Annotated in this window: 12 protein-coding genes; all 12 read left to right on the forward strand. The window is 62.5% G+C overall.

The annotated features are described in order from the left end of the window. The first annotated feature begins 10 nt into the window (after positions 1-10). The 12 genes from DSAT_RS12900 to DSAT_RS12955 all read left to right on the forward strand — a co-directional run bounded on the left by DSAT_RS12900 (position 11) and on the right by DSAT_RS12955 (position 14386). Positions 11-832, forward strand: coding sequence for a polysaccharide biosynthesis/export family protein (locus tag DSAT_RS12900; RefSeq protein WP_020887970.1), 822 nt, complete (start codon positions 11-13; stop codon positions 830-832). A gap of 21 nt (positions 833-853) precedes the next feature. Next, complete coding sequence (locus tag DSAT_RS12905; RefSeq protein WP_020887971.1) at positions 854-2320, forward strand: XrtA system polysaccharide chain length determinant; 1467 nt, start codon at positions 854-856, stop codon at positions 2318-2320. 42 nt (positions 2321-2362) lie between these two features. Beyond that, complete coding sequence (locus tag DSAT_RS12910; RefSeq protein WP_020887972.1) at positions 2363-3175, forward strand: XrtA-associated tyrosine autokinase; 813 nt, start codon at positions 2363-2365, stop codon at positions 3173-3175. An 11-nt stretch (positions 3176-3186) separates the two neighbouring features. After that, positions 3187-4365: an XrtA/PEP-CTERM system-associated ATPase gene (locus DSAT_RS12915; protein ID WP_020887973.1), complete on the forward strand. Its 1179-nt coding sequence runs from the start codon at positions 3187-3189 to the stop codon at positions 4363-4365. Between the two features lie 155 nt (positions 4366-4520). Continuing rightward, a complete protein-coding gene (locus DSAT_RS12920) occupies positions 4521-5732 on the forward strand; it encodes a TIGR03016 family PEP-CTERM system-associated outer membrane protein (RefSeq protein WP_020887974.1) in 1212 nt (403 codons plus the stop codon). A gap of 116 nt (positions 5733-5848) precedes the next feature. Continuing rightward, complete coding sequence (locus DSAT_RS12925) at positions 5849-6742, forward strand: XrtA system polysaccharide deacetylase (protein ID WP_020887975.1); 894 nt, start codon at positions 5849-5851, stop codon at positions 6740-6742. Between the two features lie 8 nt (positions 6743-6750). Then, a complete protein-coding gene (locus DSAT_RS12930) occupies positions 6751-8148 on the forward strand; it encodes a phenylacetate--CoA ligase family protein (RefSeq protein ID WP_020887976.1) in 1398 nt (465 codons plus the stop codon). Beyond that, positions 8145-9305, forward strand: a complete 1161-nt coding sequence (locus DSAT_RS12935; RefSeq protein ID WP_020887977.1) for a glycosyltransferase family 2 protein — start codon at positions 8145-8147, stop codon at positions 9303-9305. Before DSAT_RS12930 ends, DSAT_RS12935 begins: the two co-directional genes overlap by 4 nt. Next, positions 9305-10453 (forward strand): glycosyltransferase, encoded by a 1149-nt coding sequence (locus DSAT_RS12940; protein WP_020887978.1) that lies wholly within the window; start codon positions 9305-9307, stop codon positions 10451-10453. The genes DSAT_RS12935 and DSAT_RS12940 overlap by 1 nt, the downstream gene beginning before the upstream one ends. Beyond that, positions 10450-11532, forward strand: coding sequence for a glycosyltransferase family 2 protein (locus tag DSAT_RS12945; RefSeq protein WP_020887979.1), 1083 nt, complete (start codon positions 10450-10452; stop codon positions 11530-11532). Before DSAT_RS12940 ends, DSAT_RS12945 begins: the two co-directional genes overlap by 4 nt. Further along, positions 11529-12683: a glycosyltransferase gene (locus DSAT_RS12950; protein ID WP_020887980.1), complete on the forward strand. Its 1155-nt coding sequence runs from the start codon at positions 11529-11531 to the stop codon at positions 12681-12683. The genes DSAT_RS12945 and DSAT_RS12950 overlap by 4 nt, the downstream gene beginning before the upstream one ends. After that, complete coding sequence (locus DSAT_RS12955; RefSeq protein ID WP_020887981.1) at positions 12674-14386, forward strand: TIGR03790 family protein; 1713 nt, start codon at positions 12674-12676, stop codon at positions 14384-14386. The genes DSAT_RS12950 and DSAT_RS12955 overlap by 10 nt, the downstream gene beginning before the upstream one ends. Positions 14387-14406: the final 20 nt, after the last annotated feature.

Raw genomic sequence — 14406 nt, forward strand, 5'->3', positions numbered from 1 at the left:
AGGTACAGGGATGGCTTGGGTTCGCATTGCCTTGTTGGTGGTTGGGCTCGCCGTCGCGTCGTCGAACGCCTTCGCCGAGGGACAAACCTCGGTGGATGACTACATCATCGGCGCGGGCGACGTGCTTCAGGTTATCGTATGGGGCGAGGGCGACCTGAACGCAGGCGCTCTGGTCAGGCCGGACGGCAAGATATCGTTGCCCGGAGCCGGCGAGATTCACGCGGAGGGATTGACGCCGTTGCAACTGCAGCACGAGATCACCTCCCGTCTCGAAAGGCTGGTCAAGGATCCCGTGGTCACGGTGGCCATGTCCCAGATTGTGAACAGCAAGGCCTACATCGTGGGCGGCGGTGTGCCCTCAGGGGTCTACGAACTGCGCCAGAAGACGACCTTGCTGCAACTCATGGCCAATGTCGATCTGACCAGGGCGGACCTGCGCTCCGCCCACATCCTGCGCAACCAGCAGCGTCTGGATACGGACTTTCACGCTCTCTTCCACAAGGGCGACATCACTCAAGACGTGCCGTTGCGCAACAACGACATCATCTTTTTCCCCGCGCTCCCCGAACCCTATGTGTACGTTCTGGGGGCGTTCAACAGTCCTCGGGCGCTGCCCTACCGGGAAGGTCTGACCGTTCTGGACGCCATTCTCGAATGCGGTGGATTCAACAAATTCGCCAACAGGGACAATACCGTCATCGTCCGCCGCGAGAACGACCAGGAAACCCGGATCGAGGTCAGCGCCAGGCGGCTCGTGGAGGGGAAGGATCTGTCGCAGAACGTTTTGCTGCGCCAGGGTGATTACGTCATCGCCAATGAAAGCTTTTTCTAAGCAGGAAGCGCGGGATAGCATATGAACCAGTCACAAATGCAAGAAATCGAACGGTTCGTCCGGCTCATGCTGAGCAGGAAACGGCTGTTCGTCTCCATCGCCTTGCTCGTGATGACCTCGGCCGTTGTCTTCAGTTATTCGCTCCCCAAGCAGTATGAAGCTACGTCCACGGTATTCATCGAGCAGAGCGTCATCAACGATCTCGTGCGCGGCATCGCCATGACGCCGTCCGTGAGTGCCAAGGTCCGGCTGCTTTCCGTTTCCATTCTGAGCCGAGCGATGCTGATGCGCGTGCTGAACATCCTGGACAAGGACGTGCATTTCAAGACCGATGCCCAGCGTGAAGCATACGTCAACAATTTACGAGAACGCATTATCATCAATCTGCGTGAGCGCCAGGGGGTGTTCTACATCACCTTCCGTGACACGGACCCCAAATACGCACGCGACGTGGTGAACACCCTCACACAGGTCTACATCGAGGAGAGTACTGCTTCCAAGCGCGACGAGTCGTTGGAGGCCACGCGCTTTCTTTCCGATCAGATCGAGAGTTTCAAGAAGCGCATTGACGCCGTGGAGAACGAGATCAACGCGTACAAGAGCGAACACGGACTGCGCCTTGCCGTTAACGAGGGAATCATCCGTTTTGAGATCGCCGAGGCGGAGAAGAAGCTCGAGGCTCTCAGGCTGCGGCGTCTGGAACTCGAAGCCCAAGAACGTCTTTTGGCGAGCGGTTACGGGGGACAGGGACGTCTGGTCGAGATGGAGCGTGCGCTTTCGAGCCTTCTGGCGACTTACACCGAGAATCATCCCCGCGTGACGCGGCTCAAAAGCGAGATGGACGCCTTGCGGGCCTCTCCCGACGGCGCTCCTCGAGATGTCAATGCCCAGGCTCGGGCCATGATCCGGGTGGAGCTCAATGCCAACAGCCAGCTCGAGGAACGGCAACTGGCCATTATCGAAGAGCAAAAGCAAATGCTGCGAGAGATCCCCGTCATCCGGACCGGGCTGAACGAACTCATTCGCAAGAAAGAAAACGAGACGGTGATCTACAATCAGCTCGTGGGTCGCTACGGCCAGTCCGAGGTCTCCAAGCAGATGGAGATGGAGAACAAGGCCGTGACGTTCCGTATCGTGGACCCGGCGATCCTGCCGGAGTTTCCGGTCAGCCCGAAGCGTTTGCAGATCATCCTCATGGGCATGGTCGCCGGGCTCGGCATCGCCTTTGTCTGTGTGTTTCTGCTCGACAAGGTGCGGCATTCGGTCAAGAGCCAGGCAGATTTGCGCTCCCTCAAACAACAGATTTTGGCGGTGGTCCCGGCCATGCGTAAGCCCGACGAGGAACGGAAGCAGAAGCGGGCCGACCGGCGTTTCCTGGCCGTGGCTACGGCGTATTTCTCGCTGATCGTGGTGGTTGCGGCTTCCGAGGCCATGGGCAAGCCGTACGTCGAGACATTGCTCGACAAGGTCAAGGGAACGATTTTCTAGGCCCTGTGCAAGCGCCAGGCATACGGAACCGCGAGAGGAACCATGAGCAGAATCGAAGAAGCGCTGGCCAAGGCCGCGAACCTGAATACGAACAGCGGACCGGGCCTTGAGCGGTCTGGCCGTCATGGGAGGAAGGTCGGCAGATCTCCCTTGGTCGAACCGCAAATCACCCCCGTGCAGCAGGTCCCGGAGCCGACGCTGGTGACCATCAACGCGCCCCTGTCCCCGATGGCGGAAGAATACCGTAAGCTCAAGGAAGCACTGGTCAAGATGACCAAGCGCGAGAGATTTGACAACTTGATCGCCGTGACCAGCGCCACCGTGGGCGAAGGCAAGAGCATGACCGCCATCAACCTGGCCGCCAGCCTGGCCCAGGAATACGACCACACCGTGCTGCTCGTGGACGCCGACCTCAGGCGACCCGTGGTACACAAATATCTCGGCTTCGAGCAGGGCAAGGGGCTGTCCGACTGCCTGATTGAAGGGCGCGATGTGAGCGAAGTGCTGGTCAAGACCAACATCGGAAAACTCGTCGTGCTGCCTGCGGGAACCTCGGTTCCCAATCCGGCGGAGCTGTTTTCATCCGAGGCCATGCGCAATCTCTTTATGGAGATGAAGGGGCGCTATTCGGACCGCTATATCATCGTGGACACCCCGCCGGTACTGCCGTTCGCGGAGTCGCGTTCCATGGCCGGCATTGCCGACGGGGTATTGTTGGTCGTCAAGGAAGGACAGCCTTCCGTCGAGCAGGTGCAAGAGGCCATAGACGCCCTTCAGAACAAGGTGCTCGGCATCGTCTACAATGGGGCCCACATGAGCAAGAGCAGCAACGGCTACTACTATTACGCAAAATAGGTGGTTGTTCCGTGTATACGACATTCTTCGGTCTGCAGGAGAAGCCGTTCGACCTGCTTCCCAATCCCGATTTTTTGTATATGAGCAGGGCGCACAAGCGCGCCCTGACGTATCTGATGCACGGCATTCGCGAAAAGGCGGGATTCATCCTTCTGACGGGCGAAGTAGGATCGGGAAAGACCACGATCATTCGCAACATCATCCGCAAGCACTTGCAGAATCGGGCTCTTTCCAAGGTCTTCAACACGAGGGTCGATTCACACCAGCTTCTGGCCATGATCAACGAAGATTTCGGGCTTTCGGCAGTCGGCAAGGACAAGACGACGCTGATTCGCGAACTGAACGACTTCCTTATCGGCCAGTACTCCCAGGGGCGTCAGGCCGTGTTGATCATCGACGAGGCGCAGAATCTTTCGCCCGATCTCCTGGAAGAAGTGCGTATGCTCTCGAATCTCGAGACCGACAGGGAAAAGCTCTTGCAGATCATCCTCGTCGGACAGCCGGAGTTGAAAAAGACGCTCGCGCTTCCGGCTCTGCTGCAATTGCGGCAGCGCATACAGATCAACTGCCACATACAGCCTCTCAATCCGGCCGAAGTAGAAGAGTACATCTTGTTCAGGCTCGAAAAGGCCGGCAATCGCGAGGCGGTCGTTTTTTCATCCGAGGCCGTCGAGGCTGTGGCGACCTACAGTCGGGGCGTCCCCAGGCTGATAAACATCATCTGCGACTACATCATGCTTGACGCGTTCTCGGCGCAACAGCGCGATATCAGCGCCCAGATCGTCCATGAACTGGCCAGGGATCTCTCATTCGACGCGCAGTATTGGGAGTCCAAGACGACGGAGCCGGAGGAACCTCAGGAAGACACAGGGAGCGGCATCGCTCAAGCCGCGCAGGCCGTGCGCGCCAGCGTCAAACTGAACAACGTCCTGCGTTCATTGAACCAGCGGCTGGAGGCTCTGGAAGCCGTGCCGCGTTTCGACCAATCGGACATCATGGATATCCGGGAACGGCTTGACGAAGTGGAAAAGGCGCTCGACGCGCGCGTCAAGGAGCTTTGGCTTGCGCAACAGCAGTTCAGGGTCGAGATGACCATGCGACAGATGCAGCATGGTGGTAAGGAAATCGATGAAACGAAAAAACAACAAGGAACCATGCGTCTGATCTGGAATTTTTTGTGGGGAAATTAGCCTGTCCGCAAGAAGTTGCGCTTTGGGGGGTTTTCTTGTCTGCCCAGCTTGGGTAGAGGATCGTGGAGTGTTTCAGGATGTTGTAGAGGCAAAAGAGGACATCCTGGAGTTGTGTGGCACGAAACGGTCTCCTCAAATCCGCGAGAGACAGGCGAATGTATAGATACCTCATTGTGTTGGCATTGATTCTGGCGACGGTGCCTTGTGCATGGGCTGAACCCGCGTTTCGGGCCTCCCTCGGCGTCAGCGAGGAGTTCAACGACAACGTTCGGGAACAGCGAAACGGGAAAAGCGACTTTGTTACCAGCATACGTCCCTCGGTGGGGTACAGGTACGAAGGACCGCGACTGATCTTTGAAACGGACTACAAGGGACGGTTCAGCCATTACGCAAAGGCAACGCGTGACACGGAACTCAACCATGACTTCCGTGGACATGGGCTGCTGGACGCCTGGCGGAGTTTCTTCTTCATCGACGTCACCGATACGTACCGGTTGGTGAACCGCGACACGACGCGCGGCGACGTCATCGATGAAGACTCGACCATCGACCAGATCCAGCAGAACACGTTTGTCCTCTCGCCGTACATCCAGCCCCGTTTCGGGGAGAGGATGACACTCCGTACCGGATATCGCTACGTGAATATCTGGTACAACGAGCGGGGCAGAAGCAAGAATAGCCACGGCGGCTTTGCGGATGCGACATACGAACTGACCGACCGGACGTCGATGCTCGCGGGATACTCCTACATGCATCAGACATCCAGCTCCGACAAGCTCGACAGGCATATCGGCTACGTCGGCGCCAGCCACACATACGCGGAGAACTCGAACGTCTACGCCAAGGTCGGCCCGAGCTACTCCAAGTATAGCCGGTCGTCGACCTCCAAGACCTCGTTCTACTGGGATGCGGGCTGGAATCACGATTTCGGAGTGGTGCAGTCGAGGTTTACGACCGGCGTGAGGTACGAGGATGATCCCGATACCGGGAACACCTATCAGCGGCAGTACGGCGAGCTCAGGTTGAGCAGACGTTTCGAGCGCACAACGGTCAGTGTTTTCGGGCGGCTCGAGGATTACGAAAGGGCCAGCGGCGGCTCCTCGACGAAAAGGACGTACACCGGGATCAGCATCGATCACGAACTGACCCAGCGTCTGACCGGAGCCGTGAGCATCTCGCGGGATTTTCAGGACAGATCCTCGTCGGAAACGGGGCGCTGGTTTGGCAATGTTTCATTGAAATACGCATTGGGGGAGGGATTCGGAGCGGAGCTCTGGTACCGGGTCAAGGATTCATACACGACAGGCACGACAGCCAGGAATTTCACCGTGAATCGGATTGGCTTGCAACTCAGCAAGCAGTTCTGAGGGTGAAGGGAGAGACGCCGATGTCGCCGTAGGAGGAATCCAGCAACGACCCGCCCGGTCCAGGTCCGCATCCGATCCGTATCATAACGGAGCAGGCGAACTTACCGGGGTGGGTCATGAAGAATGCCTTGACCATCGATGTTGAAGATTATTTCCACGTTACCGCCTTCGAGGGCGTCATCAGCCGCAAGGACTGGGAAAGCTACCCGCCGCGCGTGGCCGACAACACCCGGCGCGTCCTCGATCTTCTCGACGAACTCTCGCTGAAAGCGACGTTTTTCGTGCTTGGCTGGGTCGCGGAGCGCTCGCCGGAACTTGTCCGGAGTATCGCCGCGCGTGGCCATGAAGTGGCCTGCCACGGTTACGGGCACGAACGCATTTATACCATGACCCCCGAGGATTTTCGCCGGGACGTGTCCCAAGCCAAGAAAATCCTGGAAGACATCTCGGGCTGCCCGGTCAACGGCTATCGTGCCCCGAGCTATTCCATCACCCAGGACTCCATGTGGGCGCTCGACGTGCTCGTAGAGGAGGGGTTCTCCTACGATTCGAGCATTTTTCCGATCCATCACGACAATTACGGCATCCCCGGAGCCGAGCGCTTTCCTCATCTTATCGAGCGGCAAAGCGGCTCCATCCTCGAATTTCCTTTGACCACGCTCAAGATGAACATCTTCGGCAAGGACATGGTCATCCCCATCGCCGGAGGAGGATATCTGCGGCTTTTGCCTGTCTCCATCATCCGCAACGGCTTGCGCCGGATTAACGGCCGCGACAAGCAACCTGCGGTGCTTTATTTCCACCCCTGGGAGATCGATCCTGACCAGCCGCGGATCAAGGCGAGTTTCCGCTCCACGTTCCGGCACTATCTGAACCTGGACACCACCGAGGACAAGCTTCGTTATCTGTTGCCGAGCTTGCCTTTTGGCACCATGCGCGAGGCGTTGGACGAGTGGGATGCTGCTGAGGCGTCCAAGCCGACGGTCGTTCAGACCGTCGGGGCCGCGTAGGAGGACGGATGAACTCCGGCGACCTCTTTTCGCGTTTTGCGCGCGCCGTGGTGGCCCCTGCCTGGGCTGCGTGGGAAAAAAGTCCGTATCTGAAGCATCTGGAGCGTTTCCGCCAGACGCAATACCGGCCTTTGAACGACGTGCGCAGGGACCAGTGGGAGCGTCTGAAGAAACTCCTCGACCAAGCGTACCACCATACCCGTTTCTATAGGCGGCGATTCGACCAGGCCGGGCTCAGGCCCAAGGACATCGTCTCCTGGGAGGATATGGGACGCCTGCCGCTTCTGACCAAGGACGACATCCGCGCCCACCGCGACGAGATGGTCGCGGACAATATCCCGCCCGCCATGCTGCATCCCAAAAAGACTTCCGGGTCCACCGGTGTTTCCCTGTCCTTTTACGTGGACGAGGACAGCATGCAGTGGAAGCGCGGCTGCGCGTTGCGCCACGACGAATGGACGGGCTGGCGGCTCGGCGAGCGTGTCGGGGCTGTGTGGGGCAACCCGGAATACAGGAAATCCTGGCGTGGCTACCTGCGCAATTTCCTGCTCCAGCGCACCACCTATCTGGATACCCTGCGCATGGACGAGGCCGCCATGCGCGAGTTTCACGCCCGCATCCGCAAGGAGCGGCCGACCCTGCTTTTCGGCCATGCCCACTCGCTCTACCTGTTCGCGCGCTTCATGCAGGAACGTGGGCTTGGCGACGTGCACCCGCGCGGCATCATCTCCACGGCCATGGTGCTGCATGATTTCGAGCGTGCGCTTATCGAGGAGACCTTCGGCTGCAAGGTGACCAACCGCTACGGCTGCGAGGAAGTGAGCCTGATCGCCTGCGAGTGCGAGGCCCACGAGGGGCTGCACGTGAACATGGACACGCTCGTCGTCGAGTGCCTGTGCGACGGACGTCCGGCCCGGCCCGGCGAGACCGGGGCGGTAGTCGTCACCGACCTGACCAATCGCGGCATGCCCTTCATCCGCTACCTCGTGGGCGACACGGCGCGCATGGCCGGACGGGCCTGCTCCTGCGGCCGCGCCTATCCGCTCATCGAGTCCCTTGAGGGGCGCATCGCGGACTACGTGCGCACGCCCGAGGGCGAGTTCGTCTCCGGCATCTCGCTGACCGAGAATTTCGCCATGGTGCTCGAAGGCGTGAAGCAGATGCAGATAGTGCAGGACAGGCTCGACCATCTCGTCTTTCGCGTGGTGCCCGGCGAGGAGAGCGGCAACGGGCGTCTGCACGCCGACATCGCCCGGCTCGTGCTGGAGCGCTTCGGCGACTCCATGCGGCACGACATCGAATACACCGACAGCATCCAGTCCGAGACGTCGGGCAAGTACCGCTTCTGCGTCTCCAGGCTCGAAGGGGCCGGGGCCTTCGGCCCGGTCGGGGAGGCGAGGCGATGATGGCGGCGCTCCTCTTTCCCCCCTTGGCGTTCTTGAGTCTCGCCGCGATCTATCTCTTCGTCGCGGGCCTGGCGAGCCGCCGTCCCGTTTCTACTCGCGCGGGTCTACCCGACTCCAGGCTGCGTTTCGCCGTGGTCGTGCCCGCGCACGACGAGGAGAACACCATCGCGGCCACACTGCAAAGCCTCGCAACCTTGAACTACCCAAAGCCCCTCCACGAGGTCGTGGTGATCGCCGACAACTGCTCCGATGGCACGGCCGGGGTCGCCAGGAGCATGGGCGCGCGTTGCATCGAGCGCGTCGATCCAACGCGCCGGGGCAAAGGTCAGGCCCTGCGCCACGCCTTCGACATTCTCCTGGCCGAGGATTTTCAGGCCGTGGCTGTGGTGGATGCAGACACCCTGGTCGCGCCGGGTTTTCTCGACGCCATGAACGAGCGGCTGGCGAGCGGGGACACGGTGGTCCAGGCGCGCTACGGGGTCGTGAATCCCGACGGCACGCCGCTGACCTACGTGCTCGCCGTGGGCAACGCCATCGAGAACGACCTGTTCCTGCACGGCCGCGAGAATCTGGGGCTGGCCTCGATCCTGCGCGGCAACGGCATGTGCTTCGCGGCCGAGGTGCTGCGTGAGCATCCGTGGGAGGCGTCGTCCGTGGTCGAGGACACTGAGTACTCGCTGGATCTTTTGCGCCGCGGGGTGCGCACCCGTTTCGCACCCGAGACGGAGGTGCGCGCGCCGCTGCCTCTCTCGCTCGATCAGGCCGCCGCGCAGCGCGTGCGCTGGGCCTCGGGCAACAGCCGCCTGACCAGGCTGGCCGCGTTCTCGCTCATCGCCGAGGGGCTAAAGTCGGGACGGCTTGGCCTTGCTGATATTGGTTTTTGCCTGCTCGTCCGCAGCAAGCCGCTGCTCCTGCTACTGTCGTTCGTCTTGGCCGGGATCGCCCTCCTGCTGAAAGTCTTTGCCGCCTGGGCCGTGCTCCTGGCCGCCTTTTTCACGCTGTACATGGCTGGGGGGATGGTGGCCATGGGGCTTTCTCGTCCGCGTGCGCGCCTTGCGCTCGCGGCTCCGTTCTATCTGTTCTGGCTCATGGCCGTCTCGCTGCTTGGGCTCACGGGCTTTCGCAGCGGCGTGTGGGCACGCACCCGGAGGGCCTGATGAAAGGCATGCGCATCGCCCACCTCATCGCCACCAACTTCTATGGTGGCCCCGAGCGCCAGATCGTCATGCACGCGAAGCGCATCGAGCGCGAGGGTTGTCTGCCCCTGGTCATCTCCTTCCAGGAGAAGGGCCGCGACAACGAGTTGCTCGCCGCGGCAGCCAAGGCCGGGGTGCCCGTGGCCGCGCTTGGTGCGCGCGCGCCGTTTCATCCGGGCGCGGTGGCTGAACTGGCGGGCATCTTGCGGGAGCGGCGGGTGAATATCCTGGCCACGCACGGCTACAAGGCCAACGTGGTCGGCCGTCTGGCCGCCTGGTTCGCGGGCATTCCCGAGATCGCGGTATCGCGGGGCTGGACAGGCGAGAACGCAAGGGTCCGGCTTTACGAAAAGCTCGACCGCTTGTTTCTGCGCCTTGCCGACCGGGTCGTTGCCGTGTCCGATGGGCAGCGTGAGAAGGTGCTGGCCTGCGGCGTGCACGCCGACAAGGTGAGCGTCATTCACAACGGCATCGACCTGACGACCTATCCTGGCCCGGCCGCGCACGGCATCCGGGCTGAACTGGGCATCGCGGCCGATGCGGTGTTCGTGGTCTCGGCCGGACGGCTGAGCCCCGAGAAGAACCACGCCGGGCTCATCGAGGCGGCGGGGCTGGTGTTCGAAAAACGCGACGACGTGCGCTTCGCGGTCTTTGGCGAAGGATTTCTCAGGCCCGAGCTCGAACACGCCATCGAGCAGGCCGGGATTTCAGACCGGTTCTTCCTGCCCGGATTTCGGCCCGACGTGCGCGCGCTTCTGCACGAGGCGGACATCTTCGTCCTGCCGTCGCACACCGAAGGGCTGCCCAACGTGATTCTCGAGGCCTTCGCCTGCAGGAAGCCCGTGGTGGCCACGGCCGTGGGCGGCACGCCCGAGGTGGTGCGCCAGGGGCGGGACGGCTGGCTCGTTTCGCCCGGCGACATGCCGGGGCTGGCCGAGGCCGTCGTGGCGCTGGCCGCGTCGCCCGAACGACGTCGTGAGATGGGCGAGAGCGGATACGAGCACGTCCGCACACGATTCGACTATGCAAGTCAGACCGCGCGGTATCTGGAGATGTACGCGGACCTTGCGGCCGCGAACGGCCACGGCGTGAGGGGAGCGAGGGCATGACGAGCGATCGCAGCGAAGCCCGCGCGCTTCCCTTCATCACCGTGGTCATGCCGGTCAGGAACGAGGCCCGCTTTATCCGCGAGACCATCGAAAGCCTTCTCGGTCAGGACTATCCGGCGGATCGTTTCGAGATCATCGTGGCCGACGGTCATTCCGACGACGGCACCAGGGAGATCGTGTGCCGGATCGCTCGCGAGCATCCCCAGGTGCGGCTGTTGGACAACCCCGGCAGACGGTCGAGCGCGGGACGCAATGTGGGCTTTCGGGAGGGGCGCGGCGACGTCTTCGTGGTCGTGGACGGGCACTGCCACATCCCCGACGCCTCGTTCCTCAGCCATCTGGCCGAGTGCTTCGCGCGCAGCGGAGCGGATTGCCTGGGCAGGCCGCAGCCGCTCGACCCGCCGGGGCTGACCCCCTTTCAGGAGGCCGTGGCCCTGGCCCGCGCCGCGCGCCTGGGGCACGGCGGCGATTCCCTGATCTACGGCGACTTCGAGGGCTACGCCAGCCCCGTGAGCAACGGCGCGGCCTACGCCCGCACGGTCTTCGACCGGGTGGGCTACGTGAACGAGCGTTTCGACGCCTGCGAGGACGTGGAGTTCAACTACCGCGTGGAAAAGGCCGGACTGACCAGCTATACGAGCCCCAAACTCACGGTGCGCTACTACCCGCGCGAATCCCTGGGCGGGCTTTTGCGCCAGATGCGGCGCTACGGCCGCGGCCGGGTCCGCTTCTACCGCTCCCATCCCGAGGCCATGAGCCTCACCGCCGTGGTTCCGGCCTGCTTCACGGCCGGAGTTTTCGCGGCCGCGTTTTTGGCCGTCTGCTCGCTGGCTCTGGGCGGACTGCCCCTGGCGCTTCACGCGCCGCTCGTCCTGCTCTCGGGGCTGCTCGCGCTGTATGCCGCGCTTACGATCTTGGCCACCGCCTCCATCTGCGCCCGGCACGGCCTTGGACACGCGCTTCGCCTGCCCGCGATCTTTCTGGCCATCCACGGCGGCCTGGGGCTGGGGATGTGGGAAGAGGCGCTTTCGCCCGAGCGCGCGCCCGCGCAGGGTGCCTCGGAGGAAGTGCGGACATGAGCGCGCCCAAGAGGATCGCCTTTCTCATCGACGCCATCGCCTCGCCCTCTGCCGGGACCGAGCGGCAACTGCTCATGCTCATCGAGGGGCTTGACCGGCGCGAATTTGAGCCGTGGCTGTGCGTGCTCAAGGGCTCGCCCTGGCTCAGCAAGAGCTTCGACCTGTGCCCCGTGCGCGTCCTGGACATCGAATCCTTCAAGAGTCCGGGGGCCTGGATGAACGTGCTGCGCTTCTCGGGTTGGCTCAGGCGCGAACGCATCGACGCGCTTCAAGTGCACTTCAGGGATTCGTCGCTGGCGGGCATCGTGGCCGCCAGGCTTGCTCGCACCCCGGCCGTGATCGCCATGCGCAAGAACCAGGGCTACTGGATGAACAGCGCGGAGCTTCGCTTGCAGCGTTTTTTGAACCGCTTCGTGGACGTCTTCGTGGCCAATTCGGAGGCCACGCGGGACTGGGCGCGGCGGGTGGAGGGCATCTTGCCCGAACGGTTGCGCGTGATCCACAACGGCTTCTTCGGAGAAACGCGCAAGGCGGGGGACGAGGCGGCGCGGCGGCGCGCGCGCCAGACGCTCGACCTGCCCCTGGATGCGCCCGTGGCGGGCATCGTGGCCAACCTGCGGCCGGTCAAGCGGTTGGACGTCTTTCTACGCGCCGCGGCCAGGGTGCGCGAGGCGCTGCCTTCGGCTCGCTTCGTGATCATCGGCGAGGGCGAGGAGCGCGAGCGTCTGCAAACGCTTGTCCGGTCGCTCGGTCTGAACGGGGAAGTACGCTTCACGGGGCGCAGGATGGATGTGCCCGACCTGCTCCCGGCCTTCGATGTGGGGGTGCTCAGCTCCGATTCCGAAAGCTTTTCCAACTCGGTCGTCGAATACATGGCGGCCGGGCTCCCGGTGGCGGCCACGGACGTGGGCGGCTGCCACGAGGCGTTGGCCGGGGGGGCAGGCGGCATCCTCGTCGCGCCCGGCGACGCCGAGGCCCTTGGCCGGGCCATGGTCGAGATGCTTAGTGACGAACACCGCGCATCCCACGCGCGCGCGGCTCACCCAAGGCGGGTGGCCGAGGCGTTTTCAAGGGACAGGTATCTTGCGGCTTATGCCGCGCTCTACAACGAACTGCTCAAGTCAACAGGGAGGAGGGCTTCATGCTCCTGAGAACGCAACTGGCGAGGCTTTTTGTCGCGGCCTTGGTGATCGTGTCTTTCACATCGGGCGCGTTCGCCCAGGCGAACGCGCAGTCCGAGACCAAGCCCAAGGCTCAACCCATGCAGGTCTTCGCCGCCGGGGGGGCCGCCAATTCAGACTCATCGGCCGAACTGCGCTGGAAATTCACCGACGAATCCCTTTCCTCCGGGCGGCTCAAGGGGGTGCGCATCTACCGTCTTCTGGACGGCGACCGGATCGGTTTCAACATCCCGCCCGTGGAACTTGTGGCAGACGTGGGCATGGGCACGAGCCTCAAGGTGGACGGCCTGAAGAACGGTTCGCGGGCCATTTTCATAGGCCGCGCCTACGATCAGAGTGACGAGGAGATACACCAGGCTGTGTTCTTCGCCTTTCCCGGAGTGCCGGGCAAGGAGCGGCCGTCGCGTCTGAACAATCTTTACGCGGCGAACGGAGCCACGGCGGTGGGGGTGTTCTGGGACCCGCTTCCCGAGATCAACATCGCGGGCTACGAGATCGCGCGCAGAGCCGACAACGAGGGCGACTACACCGTGGTGGCCCGGTTCCCCAAGGTTGTGCGCCTGGATGTGGAGAGGACCGGGGCCGAGGCTCAGGAGCAGCTTCCCGAGATCAGGCCGACCATGTTTCGCGATTCGAGCGTCGAACCAGGCCGCACATATTCCTATCGCGTGCGGGCCATGGACATGGAAGGGAACTTCGGTCCCGACACGGTGGTGGAGTCGGTGCGCATCGAGCCCGCCCGTTCGCCGTTGCCCGAAGAAGTTCTCTTGCTGGCGCGCAAGGGGTCCGACGAATCCCTGCGCGTGGCGAGGTACTACGCAGAGCGGCGCGGCGTGCCAGAGAGGAACATCCTCGAAGTGAGCATTCCCAAGGCCGCGCACACATTCAGGAATGTCCAAGTCGTCGAGGCCGTGCGCGAACATCTGCTGAACAACGGCTTGGCCGGAAAAATCAGGGTCATCGTGCCCTGCCGGGGGGTTCCGCTCGGCGATGGCCGCCGTTCCCTCGACTCCATGCTTATGGATCTTTTCGACCGCTACACCTGGGGCCGAACCATGGGCACCTCGAATCCGTTCTTCGGCCAGAACGCCCATTTCGACGGTTCTTTCGGACTTTACCTCGTCTCGCGTCTGGACGGACCGGACGCGGAGACCGCCATGGGGCTGGTGGACAAGGCCATCGCCGCCGAGCGCGAGGTCCGCGCCTCGTCGGGAGCGGCCTATTTCGTCAACGATCAGGCCGGGCAGGAAGGGGTCAAGGCCGCTGAACGTCACGGCGTGCAAGTCGTCACGAAGGACAGGCTCTACACCAAGGAAAACCTGATCCCCGACGAGATCATGTGGTTCTTCTCCTGGGGGCACGAGTACAGAAAGATCAGGCGCAACGAGTGGCCCGTGGGCTCCATCGCGGGGTATCTCAAGTCGGACACGCTGGCGCGTCTCAATCAGCCCAAGGCCGGGTACTGGGTGCAGGGACTTTTGGAAGAGGGCGTGACGGCCACCTACGGGGCCGTGGTGGAACCATATGTGCAGGGCTACACCCGTGGCGACATTCTGCTCGATCGTTTCTGGGGCGGGGAATACACCTTCGCCGAGGCCTACATCATGGCCACGCCCACGGTGCGCTGGGCCATGAGCGCGGTGGGCGATCCGCTCTACAAGCTCAGGAAATAACCAAGGTTTTGGGGAGGGTG

This window comes from Alkalidesulfovibrio alkalitolerans DSM 16529 (genome assembly GCF_000422245.1).
Taxonomy (GTDB): Bacteria; Desulfobacterota; Desulfovibrionia; order Desulfovibrionales; family Desulfovibrionaceae; genus Alkalidesulfovibrio; species Alkalidesulfovibrio alkalitolerans.

What these genes read in the sequence shown, in the direction of transcription:
- DSAT_RS12910 (WP_020887972.1), top strand. Translation starts at nt 2,363, where the DNA reads ATGAGCAGAATCGAAGAAGCGCTGGCCAAGGCCGCGAACCTGAATACG.
- DSAT_RS12950 (WP_020887980.1), top strand. Translation starts at nt 11,529, where the DNA reads ATGAGCGCGCCCAAGAGGATCGCCTTTCTCATCGACGCCATCGCCTCG.
- DSAT_RS12925 (WP_020887975.1), top strand. Translation starts at nt 5,849, where the DNA reads ATGAAGAATGCCTTGACCATCGATGTTGAAGATTATTTCCACGTTACC.
- DSAT_RS12920 (WP_020887974.1), top strand. Translation starts at nt 4,521, where the DNA reads ATGTATAGATACCTCATTGTGTTGGCATTGATTCTGGCGACGGTGCCT.
- DSAT_RS12940 (WP_020887978.1), top strand. Translation starts at nt 9,305, where the DNA reads ATGAAAGGCATGCGCATCGCCCACCTCATCGCCACCAACTTCTATGGT.
- DSAT_RS12900 (WP_020887970.1), top strand. Translation starts at nt 11, where the DNA reads ATGGCTTGGGTTCGCATTGCCTTGTTGGTGGTTGGGCTCGCCGTCGCG.
- DSAT_RS12945 (WP_020887979.1), top strand. Translation starts at nt 10,450, where the DNA reads ATGACGAGCGATCGCAGCGAAGCCCGCGCGCTTCCCTTCATCACCGTG.
- DSAT_RS12955 (WP_020887981.1), top strand. Translation starts at nt 12,674, where the DNA reads ATGCTCCTGAGAACGCAACTGGCGAGGCTTTTTGTCGCGGCCTTGGTG.
- DSAT_RS12905 (WP_020887971.1), top strand. Translation starts at nt 854, where the DNA reads ATGAACCAGTCACAAATGCAAGAAATCGAACGGTTCGTCCGGCTCATG.
- DSAT_RS12935 (WP_020887977.1), top strand. Translation starts at nt 8,145, where the DNA reads ATGATGGCGGCGCTCCTCTTTCCCCCCTTGGCGTTCTTGAGTCTCGCC.
- DSAT_RS12930 (WP_020887976.1), top strand. Translation starts at nt 6,751, where the DNA reads ATGAACTCCGGCGACCTCTTTTCGCGTTTTGCGCGCGCCGTGGTGGCC.